Below are 14,411 nucleotides of genomic sequence, written 5' to 3'. Positions count from 1 at the left end.
TGGTAGTAATCCGTACTGAACATATTATACATTATTTTCAGTATAGTTGAGCTTATTATTGACTAGAGTCATGCTCCATCACAACCTCCCAGCTCGACCTGGAGACCCTATCCCGCAGGGCCTGGCGAAACAACGAAACCTTGGCTCGACCCTAGGAGCAGGCTGCCCCTTGTCCCCATTTCCTTTTTGATTCTTTAACAAACTCCGGGATCCCCGTCCCTCAGCGGCTGAGGGCCAACGCTCTTCCCTCTACGGTCGCCGCCATCTCCCGCAACAGATCTTCCGTCTCTTCCCAGCCGATGCAGCCATCGGTGATGGAAACCCCGTACTGGAGCGGTGCCCCCTCATGCCAGGTTTGCTTGCCCGGATAGAGGTTGCTCTCCAGCATCAGTCCCATCAAAGCCCGCTGCCCCGCCTGGTACTGCTGTAGCACCGCCCGACAGACGGATCCCTGGTTGCGGTAATTTTTGTGGGAGTTGTCATGGGAGCAGTCCACCATCACCGAGCGAGGGATCCCTTGATCCTTCATCAGCAGTGCTGCCCGCGCCACATCTTCCGGGCCGTAGTTGGTCTTGCCCCCTCCCCCCCGCAACACGATGTGCCGATCCGGGTTGCCGGTGGTTTTTACCAAAGCCGTCATGCCATCTTGGCCAATGCCCAAGAAACTGTGGGGATGGCTGGCGGAGAGGATGGCATTGAGAGCGATTTCCAGCCGTCCATCGGTGCCGTTTTTGAAGCCCACAGGCATGGAGAGACCGCTGGCCATTTCCCGGTGAGTTTGGCTTTCGATGGTTCTGGCGCCAATGGCCGCCCAGCTCACCAGATCCGCCGTGTATTGAGGGGTCACCGGATCCAGCATCTCGGTAGCACAGGCCAGGCCCAGCTCGTTGATCTGCAGGAGAATGGAACGGGCCAGTTGCAAGCCGGTGGCAATGTCGCACGAACCATCCAGGTGGGGATCGTTGATCAGGCCCTTCCAGCCCACCGTGGTGCGGGGTTTCTCAAAATACGTGCGCATAACGATCACCAGGTGCTCCCGAGTTTGGTCGGCCACCCGCTTGAGGCGATGGGCATACTCCAGAGCCGCTGCGGGATCGTGGATGGAACAGGGGCCGACGATCACCACCAAGCGATGGAGATCCCGTCCGTGGATGATGTCGCGGATGGCTTGCCGAGTGGAGAGCACCACTTGCGCTGCCGTTTCCGTAAGGGGCAGCTTGGCCTTGACAGCAGCAGGGGCAATCAAGGGAGTCACCTCTTGGATGTTGCAATTGTCGGTTTGGGGGGGCATGGAACTGTCCTTAGTGTGCAAGTGGGTGGATGGGGTCGTCGAGCCATCAAAAAAGCCCTGGCGCTGGGCTCAGGGCTTCAGGACTGACTCGGGTAAACCTAGGTCTTTAGTTTACGCGCCACCCTTCCGCCCTGGTCGTTGCCAGGGAAAGGTAAAGTAGCCAAAAAAGGAAGCGCGCCAGACCATGCGGAGAGCAAACTTAAAACCTGTACGAGATAACTATACCCGAAAAAACCTCGTTTGACACCTCAGGGATCCGGTTTCCTGGCGGAGAGACCAGCGGGAAGTCTTAAGCCGACCGAGCCGCCGGCTTGGCAATCCAGTAGCCGCAGGGGTGTTCTCCCTGCACCTGCCAGGTGATGCGCTCTACTCGGCAATCGGGCAAGGCGGCAGCAAACATCTCCAGCTCGTGGCCGCAGACGCTGGGAAAGGTGTGGGCAATCTGGGCAATGGCGCAATTGTGCTCAACCAACACATACTGCTCGACGTAATACTCGGATCCCTCTGCTGCCATCGGCACAGTCAGGTCGGCAGGATAGGGGTAGTACTCCGCCATGTAACCCTCTGCCTGGCGCAACTGCACCAAACGCTCCAGCCGCTCCCGCAGGGATCCGGATCCCAGCTGGGCCTGATACTCCCGGGCTTTGCGCTGCCACTGGTGGTGGAGAAGGGATCCCATCTGCTCGGATCCCAGAGTTTCGGCCAGGGTGTTGAGCAGACCAAGGGCAAACTCATCGTAGCTGGCGGGAAATTGCTCTTCTCCCAAGGGACTGAGCTGATAGAGATGCTGGGGGCGGCCTAGGCCATTGGGTTGAGCGATATGTTGGATCAACCCCTCTGCCTCCAGATCCTTGAGGTGGCGGCGGATGGCCTGGGGAGAAATGCGCAGGTGCTCTGCCAGCGTTTGGGCGTTGGCCTGCCCCGCCTTGCGCAGGTAGACCAAGATGGCCTGCTTACTCGAAGCGGGTTGAGCGACCTGCCCGGTGATCTTGCGCGTGCTGTCCACCCTCGCCCTCCTGGTTAGACTGGGTTAATCGGCTGCCGCTGCCAGCACAGCTCTCTGCTATTTTGACAACGGGATCATTGCTAAAGTAACCTGAGGATCAGTTAAACAACAACTCTGTTGTTTTATTTGGCCATCTAGCTTGGTCGCGTTTCTACCCTGTCACTCTCTGAGAGCCATCCATGTCTACAAGTGTCCGCGCCCTGGTCAACCAGCCCTACAAGTACGGCTTTGTAACCGACATCCCCTCTGAGTCGATTGGCAAAGGCTTGAACGAAGAGGTGATTCGGCAGATCTGGGCCAAGAAAGGGGAGCCGGACTTTATGCTAGAGTTCCGGCTGCGGGCCTACCGCCAGTGGCTGAAGATGAGCGAGCCCACCTGGCCCAACGTCAGCTACCCGCCCATTGACTACCAAAACATTGTCTACTACTCGGCCCCCAAGGTGCAGCCCAAGAAAAAGAGCCTGGACGAAGTGGATCCGGTGCTGTTGGAGACCTTCGAGAAATTGGGGATCCCCTTGTCTGAACAGAAGCGGCTGGCCAATGTGGCGGTGGATGCCATCTTCGACAGCGTTTCGGTAGCCACCACCTTCCGGGAAAAGCTGGCCAAGGAAGGCGTGATTTTCTGCTCCATGTCAGAGGCGCTGCGGGAGTATCCGGAGCTGGTGCGCAAGTACTTGGGCAGTGTGGTTCCCATTGCCGATAACTACTACGCGGCGCTGAACTCGGCGGTGTTTAGCGATGGCTCCTTTGTCTATGTGCCCAAAGGGGTGCGCTGCCCGATGGAGCTCTCCACCTATTTCCGCATCAACAACGGCGAATCGGGCCAGTTTGAGCGCACCCTGATCATTGCCGACGAGGGATCCTACGTCAGCTACTTGGAAGGGTGTACTGCCCCCATGTTCGACACCAACCAACTGCATGCGGCGGTGGTGGAGCTGATCGCCCTAGACAATGCCGAGATCAAGTACTCGACGGTACAGAACTGGTATGCCGGCGACGAAAACGGCAAAGGGGGCATTTATAACTTTGTAACCAAGCGCGGCCTGTGTCAGGGGGCAAACTCCAAGATCTCCTGGACGCAAGTGGAGACCGGCTCCGCCATCACCTGGAAGTACCCCAGCTGTGTGCTGGTGGGGGAAAACTCGGTGGGCGAATTTTACTCGGTTGCCCTCACCAACCACTACCAGCAGGCCGATACCGGCACCAAGATGATTCACGTGGGCCGCAACACCCGCAGCAAAATTATCTCCAAAGGGATCTCGGCTGGGCACTCCAAAAACAGCTACCGCGGCCTGGTCAAAATCGGGCCGAAAGCGGAAGGTGCCCGCAACTTTTCCCAGTGCGATTCCATGTTGATTGGGGATCAGTGCAGCGCCAACACCTTCCCCTATATTGAGGTGCAAAACAACACCACCAAAGTGGAGCACGAAGCTTCCACCTCCAAGATTGGAGAGGAGCAATTGTTCTATTTCCAGTCGCGCGGGATCGGCATGGAAGATGCCGTGTCCATGATCATCAGCGGCTTCTGCCGAGAGGTGTTCAACCAATTGCCGATGGAGTTTGCCGTAGAAGCCGATCGGTTGCTGAGCCTGAAGTTAGAGGGATCCGTCGGCTAGGGGATTGTTCCCGACGTGAAGCTAAGCAGCTGGGGAGAGGCTACTGACATCAGTGGGATTTCAGGAGAGGGGTGACTCCCAAGGCAGAGAGGTTTTGAACTATAAAGGCTAGGCAGGAGAAGTTCCCTATGCGGGCATTTCTGGAGGAGTTCAAAAACTTTATTAGCCGGGGCAATGCCTTAGATTTGGCTGTTGGCGTTGTTATTGGAGGTGCTTTTGGGAAGATCGTGACTTCTTTCGTAGCAGATCTATTTACTCCGGTTTTAGGCTTGATTATTGGTGGAGTGAACTTCCAGCACTTGGCTGGGAAATCGGTGGAAGTCCTGAAGACCCAGTTACGATTAACTACGGTAGCTTTCTGCAAGCTGTGTTTGATTTTGTGATTATCGCTTTTGCCATCTTCTTACTGGTGAAGGCGATCAACACCCTACAGCGAAAGGAGGAAGAATCTCCTCCCACATTGCCCCCACCAGAAGTGGTTTTGCTGACAGAGATCCGGGATATCCTCAATCGCCACTCCCAATAGAGCTATAGGGGATCCTTAGGCCCAAAATCCAAACCTGGTTTAGGGATCCCTTAACTTTTCAGCTCCTGCCCTTCGGTGTCAACCCTAGAGTCTAGCCATGATCCGTGAAAACAGCCCTGTCATCTTATCCGTTCGAGATCTCAGCGCCGAGATCGACGGCACCCCCATTCTCAAGGGGTTGAGCCTGGAAATTCGCGCCGGAGAAATCCACGCCATCATGGGCCCCAATGGCTCTGGAAAAAGCACTTTTTCCAAGATCTTAGCCGGCCACCCTGACTACAGGGTGACGGGGGGCGAGATCCTCTACCTGGGAAAAAATCTCTTGGAGATGGAGCCAGAAGAGAGGGCTTGGGCAGGGATCTTTTTGGCATTTCAATACCCCATCGAAATCCCAGGGGTGAGCAACTTGGATTTCCTGCGCGCCGCCTACAACGCTCGCCAGAAATATCGGGATCAGCCGGAACTGGATGCTCTGGATTTTGACGACCTGGTACGGGAAAAGTTGGATATTGTCAAAATGGATCCCGTTTTTTTGGAGCGCTCTGTGAATGAGGGCTTTTCCGGCGGCGAGAAAAAGCGCAACGAGATCCTGCAAATGGCGGTGTTGGAGCCTACGCTGGCCATTTTGGACGAGACGGATTCCGGTCTGGATATCGACGCGCTGCGCATTGTGGCCCACGGCATCAACCGACTGGCCGGCCCTGAGAATGCCATGCTCTTGATCACCCACTACCAACGCTTGCTGGACTATGTAACCCCCGACCACGTGCATGTGATGGAAGGGGGGCGTATTGTCATCAGCGGGGACAAGACCTTGGCGCTGGAGCTGGAAGAACGGGGCTACGACTGGATCAAAACTCAGTTGGGCCAAGAATCAGCAGCCGCAACATCCCGGCGGGAGGAAGAGGGATGAGCGCCACCTTGCCCAAACCTTTCGCCCCAGAGAGCCGCCTATTCCTGGAGCACATCCTCGGCCAAATCCCCGAAAGGCAGGATCCCTACACCACCCTTAGGCAGCAGGCCCGCGCCCAATTGGCCGAACTGGGGATCCCGACCCCACGGGAAGAAGATTGGAAATACAGCGATCTCTCGCCGCTGCTGGCCCACGAGTTTCGCCTGGCTGTCGCGGCGGATCCGGCTCTGGATGCGGCAACCCTAGAGCCCTGGCTTTGGCCGGAAGCCAGCTATAGCCGCGCCGTGTTCGTCAACGGCTACTTTGCCCCCCAGCTTTCTGATTTGAGCGGCCTGCCCACCGCTTTGCAGGTGATCCCTTTAGCCCAAGCCCCAGGGGAGTTGCTGCAAACCCTGGCCAAGACGGATGTGTTTACGGCCCTCAACACCGCTCATCTGGGAGATGGGATCCAGATTGGCCTACAGCCCGGCCAGGAAGTTCCGTCACCGCTGCACCTGCTGTTCATAACGGTGGCTCCTGAGGGAGAGGCCGTTTTGGCCCAGCCCCGCTGCCTGCTGTCTTTGCAAGCCCACAGCTCCCTCACGCTGATCGAAGATCATGTATCCCTGGGATCCGGGATCCCCTTTGGCAACGCTGTAACCGAGATCCTCTTGGCAGAGGGATCCCGCTTGCACCATGTGATCCTGCAGCGGCAGGGGTCTCAGGCTTTTCACATCAACCAGACCGCCGTGCGCCAAAGCCGCAACAGCCACTACCGCCTCCAGGCGATTCAGTGGGGATCCCGGTTTTCCCGCCACAACCTGGAGGTCACCCAGGCCGGAGCCCAGGCCCACACCCAACTGCAGGGGCTAACGCTGCTGAAGGGATCCCAGCACAGCGACACCCACTCCCGCCTGGTGCATCAGGCCCCCCACGGCAGCAGCCGCCAATTGCACAAGTGCATTGTGGACGAGACGGCCCATGCGGTCTTCAGCGGACGGATTCTGGTGAGCCGAGAGGCCCAACTGACGGACGCCGCCCAGACCAACCGCAACCTGCTCCTAGGCCCCAAAGCCCGGGTCGACACCCAGCCGCAACTGGAGATCTTTGCCGATAACGTCAAATGCGCCCATGGGGCCACCGTCAGCCAACTGGAGGCGGAAGAGATCTTTTATCTGCAAAGCCGGGGTATTCCCCAAGCTGAGGCCAGGCAACTTCTCACCTGCGCTTTTGCAGCAGAAGCCCTGGAAGGGATCCCTTTGGCTTGGCTTCCCACCCTGGTGGCCCGCCAGTTGGGATCCCATGCATTCAACCAATAGGTTTTTGCTCCCCCATGACCCTCAAGAGTGGCCAGGCTGGGGCGTGATGGATAGGCAGCACTGGCGCGACAGAGATTTAGGAGCTTCCTTATCAATCCTCCGCAGTTGCGTTTTGCTGCAAATCTTGGGCTAGAAACGCTCAAATTACCACAGAGCAAGGGTTTTAGCCATTGTCATCACTGAGGAAATAGCCAGAATAAGAGTAGCCATTGACCCAGCGATGGGCGCTACGACAACTCGGTGAACGAACGATGTTTCCCTCTCTTTTAAATCCACGTGCAGCAGGCATACTCCTATCGGGAGCTGTCTTGGGCATCCACTGCCAGGTGGCCATGGCCGCTCCCTTCCGCGACACCTTTGGCCACTGGGCCCAAGCCTACATTGAGACCCTCTCCGCTCAAGGAGTGTTGAACGGCTTCCCCGATGGTACCTTCCGCCCCAATGAGCCGGTGACCCGCGCTCAGTTTGCCACCATTGTCAATACCGCTTTCCGCCTCCGCAATACCTCCGGTACTTTTATCGGCTTTCGGGATGTGCCCCCCACCCACTGGGCAGCCAGTGCCATCTCGACGGCAGCGGCCAACAACTTAGTCGCAGGCTTTCCTGATGGCACCTTCCGTCCTGAACAGCCCGTTACCCGCACCGAAGCGCTGGTGGTTTTGACCAACGCCATTGGCAACACGGGAGCGATCCCAGCCGCTCAGCCCAGTGATCTCTTCAGCCGCTATCGAGATGCGGCAGCCATCCCCAATTGGGCCCTGGCACAAATTGCGGCGGCCAACCGCGCCGGGTTGATTGTCAATTATCCAGACCCGATGCTCTTGGAACCCAACCGCCCCGCCACCCGTGCCGAGGTAGCAGCCTTCACCCACCAGGCCATGCTTAACCGGGGATCCTTGGTGGCACAAAACCCAGGGGGCTTGCCCTCCGGTTCCCAGCCAGGCTTTGACCTGCGCCTTTCCACCCTAGCGGCGGGCACCCTGATGCAAACCACCACCCCCTTCAACGAGCGCCTCTTCATTGCCCCCAACGAAACCCGGCCCATGTCTTTGATCGTCCGCAACCCGATTCGCAACGCCCAGGGGGATATTCTGGTGCCTTTTGGCTCACGGGTGGATGGCCGCTTTGAGCCGGCCCCAGGGGGCACCCGTTTTGTGGCGGAAAGCATTATCGTCAACAACCAACTGTTCCCCTTGGCTGCCCAATCGGACATCATTCACGATGTCAAGGATCCCCGCTACACCACCACAGGCAAAATCATTCAGGATGCAGCCATCGGCGCGGCAGCGGGCGCCATTCTCGGCTTGGTAACCGGAGACAATGCCATTGCCACAGAAGAAGTGCTGGGGGCGGGGGTGGCCGGAGCGGTGATCGGCAATGTAACGGCACCACAGGTGGTGGTGCTGGATCCCAATCAGGTGATCGAGCTGCGCCTCACTCAGGATCTGGCGCTGACCCCAGCATCCCGATAAAAGCGGTGCTGGCATAGCTATCTTCCCAGCCAATCCAAAAGGGTTGTTCCCCCCAACCACAGGCCGATCAAAATGGAAGTGGTCAGCAGTCCTCCTGCTACACAGATCAGGGATCCCAAGCTGCACAGGATCCCGTCTTCTTCCAGGAGGCCAAAGGCGGTGACGAAAACCCCCATTGCCGGCAGGGTGTTGGTGCCTGGAACGGGGATGATCATGGAAATCCCCATCAAGCCAATCCAGGTGCCCAGCCAGACTTGGCCGAGCCGTGTGGTGCAAAGCTGCTTCCAACGGGGGCGGGCAATTTTTTCAATGCGCTGCAACCATGGGATCCCAGCCTGCACCCACTTTTGAAAATGCTTCCGTTCAATAGAGGTCTGCAACACCCATTTCGGCAGCCAAGGAGTGGTTCGCCCTGCCAGCATTTGTGCGGCCAGCAACAGGATGACCACGCCAAAGGGAGTGGAATAGCCGGGAGCCGGCAGAGGCAAAGCAGAAGGGAAAGAGAGCACCGCCAAAAACAAGCCAAAACTGCGCTCGCCCGCCAGTTTTAGAATGTCTTCGATGCGGATCAACCCTTCCGGGGAGGGTTCGGGTTGCTCTGGGCTCTCGGGAAGGCGGGAAAACCGGGCTAGCTCTTGAGACAGACGGGCCATAGAGGGGGCAGGGCTGGAGCGGGCAAAGTTTGGCAACGGGTGGGCACTACCTGGAGGGCCAACGATAGCCTACTGCAAATTCAAGTTGTGTTGGATATCTTGAGCAAAGGGGTGGTTTCGGAGAGGTGACATGCTCGGTGACAGGTTCAAGAGGGCCGTAAACATCAGCAGCCTTGAGCGACAGCAGAAGGCTCCGACTCAGTTCCGCAAAGGGGGGCGTGGGCTGGGATGGCTCCTGCTGCTGGGATCCCTGTTGATGGTGGGGCGCGGTGTGGCCCTGGCAGAAGCGCAGTTGGAGGTGGGCACTTCCACCACCCTATCCCCGCAGGCAGCTCCGCCGGTGTTGCCACCCCCCCCTGTGGGAGTCCGACCAATTTCCGTGGATACCGACCCCGAACAAACCGCTGATATGCCCCTTTCCCTGATGGCCGAACAGGTGCTGGAGGCGGTGTGCGAAGCCCAGATTGATGCCCAACGGGCCTTGGCTCTCATGCCCGACCTGAGCGAATCCCACATCCGTACTGCCTGTCCGAAGCGGCTGATCCCCAAAAGCTGAGAGGTCGCCCCCAAGTTGGCGCTGAAAAGTAGCCGGAAATACGTTCACTGCCAAGGAAAGGTGGTACTCAACCTGTGTACCTCTTTCTTCAGAGAGCCTTCCATTTATGATCAGCCTTTTTATGAGAGAGCCTGTCTGGTAGGGATCCTGGCGGGGGAACTCAACCGAACAGGCAAGCTGGGGGCGCTCTAGCGTGGACTTTGAACTACGGGCCGGGGAGATTTACGCTCTCCGGGGGGAGAATGGCGCCGGGAAAACCACCCTGATGAACATGCTGGCGGGCCTCTACCAGCCGGATGCTGGCGAGATTCGCCTGCGAGGCCGCCCAGTGCGGATCTGCTCCCCACACCAAGCCATCCAACTGGGCATCGGTATGGCGAAGCTTATGTGGTGCAAAGCTTTACAGGTACCGGCAACATTGTTACACTGACCTAAGATTGTCTGCATCATTGTGCAAATAAATTCACAGACAGCCTATAAGTTTTGTGCGGATCTACACTTGGCATCACTGACTTGAGGGGAAGCCATGCCCAAAAAAGCCGCCAGCACAAAACCAAAAACAACTAGGGCAACCTCAAGAGAAGAGACCAAGCCCGATCCGCAAGGGGCGATTGCTGCAGAAATCCAGCGCCTTTCCGATACCTACGGCATCTCTAAGGAACTCCTGGAGAATTTTGCGCGGTTTGTGGTCAGGCAGCTACAGCCACCGCCTCGGTTGTCTGTCAAAGAGCTGCAGAAAGCGATTTACAACCACTTTGGCGTTAAAAACGCAGCCGAGCTGAGAAAGTCAGCCAGCTTCAAACTGGCAACCAGCGGCATGGGCAAGCTGAGCTTATCCAACATAGACGATTTGGAGCGCATTTATCGTCAGCACATCGGGATCCTTCCCAACGAAGAGGGGGAAGAGGGGTATGGCTGCATCAACGGGATCAACATCTTCAAGTACGACTTGCCATGGCGGGTTTTTGGACTTGACCCCGATCGAGCTACCAATGAGGACATCAAAGCTGCCTTTTATCGCCTGAGCAAGATCTACCATCCCGATTCTCCAACCGGGGATGACAAAATTTTCCAGCGATTGACTCTCTTCTACAAAAGCCTTACGGAGAAATTTGAGCAATGGCTATAGTCTATGTTTCTTCAAACAAGCTCGCCGAATTTTTGGGTATCAGCCTTGAGGAACTCAGGGAGATTGAAGCCTACTTTGACAGTATCCCTGATGATGAGTGGGAACTGGTGGAAGGTAAAGACTATCGCGTTATCAACAAAAGTTCGGGGCTGAGAGAATACACGCAGTCTGGTGCTTACGCCATTTTATCCTTTTTAAGGTCTAGGTCAGAGCAAGGTCGTAAGTACTCTACAGACACAAGCATTAGGAATTGGTTCAAGGAAGAGTATCGCAAGAGGCAGAAGGCTCTGGTGGATCATAGGATCCTCGAAAACAGCTCCTCTCTGGTCAGAAGACAAGATCAGTTTTGGCTATCTCTTCAAGATGTTGTGACGATCTTTGGAACTCGAACTGATTACCTTAAGAAAGCGCTTGAGATTGCATCAAAACAAAGTAAACTCATCAAAGACGTTCATTACACACGCTTTGGCAACGACGACACTGTCTACCTCTCTTTGCGAGGCATCTATGAGCTTGCCAAGATTATGGTAGAAGTCCTCAAGCAAAACCACAGAAAAGACTGGTGTCGAGATGTTGGCGAACGCATTGAACCCCAGATTCAGGCAATCGTCAAGACAATCCAGGATAGACAAAGGCAGATAGAAAGAGCAAAAGAGCTTGCAAGAAGAAGGGATAAAAATCTCTGTACAGTTACTCGAAAAACAGCCAGTAGCCTAACGGTTCACCATCTCTACTCTGAAGCGCACTATCCAAAGATTGCAGCAAATCTTTCCAACCTGATTACTATAGCCAGCGAAGTGCATAGCCACTTTCATCAGTGGATGGGAGGTTTCAACGAGCCATGTACAATTGATGACTTCATCAAGTATGTTTTGGAATACTATCCTGAGAACAAAAACCTGATCATCTGGTTGGAACAACAGAAGGCCAGTCTTGGGCCGCAGTTGCCCATTGGCAAGGGGAGAGAGCATGTGCTCTATATTCCTCTCCAGCGTGTAACTTGAAATAACCCATTGGTTATCGGTTGTTTTCAGGTCATTCCAACCACCTTAGTCAGGTTTGTCCGTCCTTGAGGATCCTTGATCTCTTTTTGGGGATCCCTCTTTCTGCGAGCAATCCGCGTCTGTCTCACTGGAAACGACAGAGGCCATAGTACAGCCAGGGATCCCTAAACCAAGCCCTGATCCAAGATCTCGCGGGAACGGGCGATGGCTGCTCTCAAGTTGGCCCGCTGGGTGTAGCGCATCGTCATGGCGGCAGTTGTGTGGCCCAGCAAGTGCTGAATGTGTTCGGGGGCAACGCCGCGATCCAGCAACAAGGTGGCAAAACTGTGGCGAAACTGGTGGGGGGTTTGATGTCCCGGCTCAGGCTCGGTTAGCTTGAGCACAATATGCCGCAGGCCATCGTAGGTGAGGGGGCGCCCCCGGTAGGCCAAGCAGCGAGATTGGGAAACAAACAAGGGATCCGTCGGCGCGCACGGGCCCCGTTCTCGGCTCAGATACTGTTGCAACAGCTCGGAGAGGGGATCCCCTACTGCCACAGCGCGAGGTTTACTCCCCTTGCCACAGCGCACTTCCAACAGGGATCCCTCGGGGCTGATTTGAAAATCTTGAACGGTTAAGTCCAACAGCTCCTGGGCCCGCAGCCCGCACTCCAGCATCAGGCGAATCAAAGCCGCGTAGCGCAGAGAATGGTTCTGGGCCCGCTGCAACACCCGCTGCAACAACAACCGATCCAGATCGCGAGGCAAACGAGCGGGTAGGCGGGCAGGTCGAATGGCTTGAGTGGGCAGGGGATCCTGAAGGTAGCCCCGTTGGCTGGCCCATTCAAAAAATTGCTGCAAGGCCAACCGCTTCAGGTTGTAGGTGGCCGGAGAGGCGGGCGGGTGGATCCGCTGGCCGGAGCGGTTGCGAAACGGACGGCCCTTCAAGCTGTTCAAAAAGGACTGGACGTGGGCAGGCTGCACCTGGGGCAGCGGCACGGGGCAAGTTTTGGCAAACTGCTCCAGAGCGATGCGGTAGGTGCGGCGGCTAGCCGGGGCCAGATCCCGCTCCCGCTCCTGCAAAAATTGCGCCGCCAGATGGCTGAGGCTGGGAACAGGGCCAGTCGGCTGACTCTGGGGATGGGTCTCCTGAGCCCAGCCCGATCGAGGCTCCCTCATCCTGCTACCTCCATCCCTCTGCTAGCCCTTAACTTTATCCTCAACTTGTGGCCAGCTGCTGTCCAGAGAGGGATCCCGACCTGAGAGTCGATGGCTACTGGCCGGGCAGCAGGTGTTGGGTGATGAAATCCGTGTACACTTCGCCCCTCAAAAAAGCTTCATGGCGCAGGATCTGCTGGTGGAAAGGGATCGTGGTGGGCACCCCAGTGATGGCGCATTCCCCCAAAGCCCGCTGCATGCGGCGGATGGCTGCTGCCCGGTTAGGCCCCCAGACGATCAGCTTGCCCAGCAGCGAATCGTAGTAGGGGGGAATGGTGTAGTCGGTGTAGATGTGGGAATCCATGCGCACCCCCGGCCCCCCAGGGGGCAAATAGGCACTGATCGTGCCAGCGCAAGGCCGAAACTGCTGCTTGGGATCCTCGGCGTTGATGCGGCATTCGATAGCATGGCCCCGCAACTCCACATCCTTCTGGCGAAAGGTGAGGGGTTGACCTTGGGCAATGCGAATCTGCTCGGCAATCAGATCCAGCCCGGTCACCATCTCAGTAACCGGATGCTCCACCTGGATGCGGGTATTCATCTCGATGAAGTAAAACTGGCCGTTTTTATCCAGCAAAAACTCCACCGTGCCCACCCCCACATAATTCACCACCTTGGCCGCTTTCACCGCCGCTGCTCCCATGCGGGCGCGCAAGCTTGCAGTCAAAGCCGGGCTGGGGGCCTCTTCCAACAGCTTTTGATGCCGCCGTTGAATGGAGCAATCCCGCTCGTACAGATGCACCACATTGCCCTGGCTATCCGCCAAGATCTGAAACTCCACATGACGGGGGCGCTCGATGAACTTCTCCAAGTAAACCCCGCCGTTGCCAAAGGCTGCTTGGGCTTCCCCCTGAGCGGTGCGCAGCATCTTCAGCAGCTCCTGGGCATCCCGCGCCACCCGCATACCCCGCCCCCCGCCACCGGCGGTGGCTTTGATGATCACGGGGTAGCCGATTTTCTCCGCCAGCTTCACTGCCTCCTCCTCAGAGGTGATCAACCCGCGGCTGCCCGGCACCGTCGGCACCCCCACCGCTTGCATGGTCTCGCGGGCCGTGGCCTTGTCGCCCATCTTGCGCATCGCCTCTGGCGAGGGGCCGATGAAGATCAAGTTGTGGTCGGCACACATCTCGGCAAATTTGGCATTCTCCGCCAAGAACCCATAGCCCGGATGAATGGCAGTGGCCCCGCGGGTGAGGGCTGCCGAGATGATGTTGGGAATGTTGAGGTAGCTTTTGGCCACCGGGGCATCTCCTACGCAAACAGCCTCGTCCGCCAGTTGGACGTGCAGGGAGTTCTGATCCGCAGTGGAGTAAACGGCCACAGTTCGGATCCCCATTTCCTGACAGGTACGGATGATGCGCAGGGCGATCTCACCCCGGTTGGCAATCAGGATCTTGGTGATGGGCGGCATGAGGGAGGTTCAGAGCAGAGAGATAACTTGACCGCTAAAGCCAGCAGTCTGTGAACGCAAGGTTAAGTTTAGGTGCTCATCCTACTATGCCAACCAGAGGGAAGAATAGAGAAGGCTGGTGGGGATCCCACATTCAGCCCATCCAGTCGACAACCTAGGTAGGAGTAAACTACCCGGCTCCGACCGCTAAGCGGTACGGAGCGGGCTTTCAGTAGCCCTGAGCCTGTTCTGCTCTACCAGAGAACAAAACAAGCCCGGACCTCTAGGCTGGTTTACGACAGCCCCCAAGAGCGCAATCACATTCGCACCATTCAAATCCGCATCCCCTTCCCATCCACAG

General features: G+C 57.0%; 13 protein-coding genes and 2 pseudogenes. 9 read left to right on the top strand and 6 right to left on the bottom strand.

Features of this window, described 5'->3' with window-relative positions; genetic code table 11:
* Positions 1 to 220: 220 nt before the first annotated feature.
* A complete protein-coding gene (locus NW870_RS11940; RefSeq protein ID WP_414357850.1) occupies positions 221 to 1,291 on the bottom strand; it encodes a 3-deoxy-7-phosphoheptulonate synthase in 1,071 nt (356 codons plus the stop codon).
* A 289-nt stretch (positions 1,292 to 1,580) separates the two neighbouring features.
* Positions 1,581 to 2,297: an iron-sulfur cluster biosynthesis transcriptional regulator SufR gene (sufR, locus tag NW870_RS11935; RefSeq protein ID WP_414357848.1), complete on the bottom strand. Its 717-nt coding sequence runs from the start codon at positions 2,295 to 2,297 to the stop codon at positions 1,581 to 1,583.
* Positions 2,298 to 2,476: 179 nt separating this feature from the next.
* On the opposite strand from sufR, the gene sufB reads away from it, so the two are divergent.
* From sufB to NW870_RS11910, 5 genes and pseudogenes are all read left to right on the top strand, one after another.
* Positions 2,477 to 3,913 carry a Fe-S cluster assembly protein SufB gene (sufB, locus tag NW870_RS11930; RefSeq protein ID WP_414375444.1) on the top strand — a complete coding sequence of 479 codons (1,437 nt, stop codon included), beginning with the start codon at positions 2,477 to 2,479 and terminating at the stop codon, positions 3,911 to 3,913.
* Positions 3,914 to 4,041: 128 nt separating this feature from the next.
* A pseudogene (gene mscL, locus NW870_RS11925) lies at positions 4,042 to 4,439 on the top strand (large-conductance mechanosensitive channel protein MscL).
* Between the two features lie 97 nt (positions 4,440 to 4,536).
* Positions 4,537 to 5,352 (top strand): Fe-S cluster assembly ATPase SufC, encoded by an 816-nt coding sequence (gene sufC / locus NW870_RS11920; protein ID WP_414357843.1) that lies wholly within the window; start codon positions 4,537 to 4,539, stop codon positions 5,350 to 5,352.
* On the top strand, positions 5,349 to 6,650 hold the full coding sequence (sufD, locus tag NW870_RS11915; RefSeq protein WP_414375443.1) for a Fe-S cluster assembly protein SufD: 1,302 nt from the start codon (positions 5,349 to 5,351) through the stop codon (positions 6,648 to 6,650). Before sufC ends, sufD begins: the two co-directional genes overlap by 4 nt.
* Before the next feature lie 308 nt (positions 6,651 to 6,958).
* Positions 6,959 to 8,122, top strand: a complete 1,164-nt coding sequence (locus tag NW870_RS11910; protein WP_414375441.1) for an S-layer homology domain-containing protein — start codon at positions 6,959 to 6,961, stop codon at positions 8,120 to 8,122.
* A 17-nt stretch (positions 8,123 to 8,139) separates the two neighbouring features.
* Here NW870_RS11910 and NW870_RS11905 read toward each other — a convergent pair whose 3' ends face one another.
* Complete coding sequence (locus tag NW870_RS11905) at positions 8,140 to 8,811, bottom strand: exopolysaccharide biosynthesis protein (RefSeq protein ID WP_238376955.1); 672 nt, start codon at positions 8,809 to 8,811, stop codon at positions 8,140 to 8,142.
* A 94-nt stretch (positions 8,812 to 8,905) separates the two neighbouring features.
* Here NW870_RS11905 and NW870_RS11900 point away from each other — a divergent pair, with 94 nt between their 5' ends.
* The 4 genes from NW870_RS11900 to NW870_RS11885 all read left to right on the top strand — a co-directional run bounded on the left by NW870_RS11900 (position 8,906) and on the right by NW870_RS11885 (position 11,464).
* Complete coding sequence (locus tag NW870_RS11900) at positions 8,906 to 9,331, top strand: hypothetical protein (protein WP_414375440.1); 426 nt, start codon at positions 8,906 to 8,908, stop codon at positions 9,329 to 9,331.
* Positions 9,332 to 9,524: 193 nt separating this feature from the next.
* Complete coding sequence (locus tag NW870_RS11895; RefSeq protein ID WP_414344206.1) at positions 9,525 to 9,761, top strand: ATP-binding cassette domain-containing protein; 237 nt, start codon at positions 9,525 to 9,527, stop codon at positions 9,759 to 9,761.
* Positions 9,762 to 9,857: 96 nt separating this feature from the next.
* The gene (locus NW870_RS11890) at positions 9,858 to 10,460 is read left to right on the top strand and encodes a J domain-containing protein (RefSeq protein ID WP_083757641.1); all 603 of its coding nucleotides are present in this window, start codon (positions 9,858 to 9,860) and stop codon (positions 10,458 to 10,460) included.
* The gene (locus tag NW870_RS11885; protein ID WP_414375438.1) at positions 10,451 to 11,464 is read left to right on the top strand and encodes a hypothetical protein; all 1,014 of its coding nucleotides are present in this window, start codon (positions 10,451 to 10,453) and stop codon (positions 11,462 to 11,464) included. Before NW870_RS11890 ends, NW870_RS11885 begins: the two co-directional genes overlap by 10 nt.
* A 164-nt stretch (positions 11,465 to 11,628) precedes the next feature.
* On the opposite strand, the gene NW870_RS11880 is transcribed toward NW870_RS11885, so the two are convergent.
* From NW870_RS11880 to NW870_RS11870, 3 genes and pseudogenes are all read right to left on the bottom strand, one after another.
* Complete coding sequence (locus NW870_RS11880) at positions 11,629 to 12,621, bottom strand: tyrosine-type recombinase/integrase (protein ID WP_414375437.1); 993 nt, start codon at positions 12,619 to 12,621, stop codon at positions 11,629 to 11,631.
* Between the two features lie 94 nt (positions 12,622 to 12,715).
* The gene (accC, locus tag NW870_RS11875) at positions 12,716 to 14,071 is read right to left on the bottom strand and encodes an acetyl-CoA carboxylase biotin carboxylase subunit (protein WP_414332260.1); all 1,356 of its coding nucleotides are present in this window, start codon (positions 14,069 to 14,071) and stop codon (positions 12,716 to 12,718) included.
* Positions 14,072 to 14,257: 186 nt separating this feature from the next.
* Positions 14,258 to 14,411 (bottom strand): annotated as a pseudogene (locus tag NW870_RS11870) (RNA-guided endonuclease TnpB family protein); the annotation flags it as partial.

Origin of the sequence: Synechococcus sp. R50.1, assembly GCF_047462115.1 — a bacterium.
Taxonomy (GTDB): domain Bacteria; phylum Cyanobacteriota; class Cyanobacteriia; order Thermostichales; family Thermostichaceae; genus Thermostichus.
This window is presented reverse-complemented; position numbering and strand designations above follow the sequence as displayed.